Source organism: Flavobacterium nitrogenifigens (genome assembly GCF_003254565.1).
Classification (GTDB): Bacteria; Bacteroidota; Bacteroidia; order Flavobacteriales; family Flavobacteriaceae; genus Flavobacterium; species Flavobacterium nitrogenifigens.
Genome location: NZ_QJRI01000063.1, coordinates 1 through 311 on the forward strand (window position 1 = coordinate 1; position 311 = coordinate 311).

A 311-nucleotide genomic window follows, 5' to 3' on the forward strand; every position below is an offset into this window, starting at 1 on the left:
CTGGAGCCCTCTGTAATAGAAAAGCTTAAGCTGTTCATCTATTATGAATGGCACTATATTGTTGGCAAGGCACTCCTTGAAAATAATTAGCCTTCCCACACGGCCATTCCCATTCTGAAAAGGATGTATGACTTCGAATTTATAATGGAAATCAATGATGTTCTCGATATTTTTATCTTTAATCGCATGGTAATCCGCCAGCAGCTCTTTCATCTTTTGAGAAACTTCTTTAAGGGGACAGGTTTCATTGCCTCCAACTTCATTGGGCATTCTTTTATATTCCCCAACATTAAACCAATCTTTTCCGCTAT

General features: G+C 38.3%; 1 protein-coding gene. It reads right to left on the reverse strand.

Annotated features, from left to right (window positions below; translation table 11 throughout):
• A partial coding sequence (locus tag DM397_RS00270; protein WP_162615421.1) for a Fic family protein occupies positions 1–311 on the reverse strand: 311 nt, incomplete at both ends.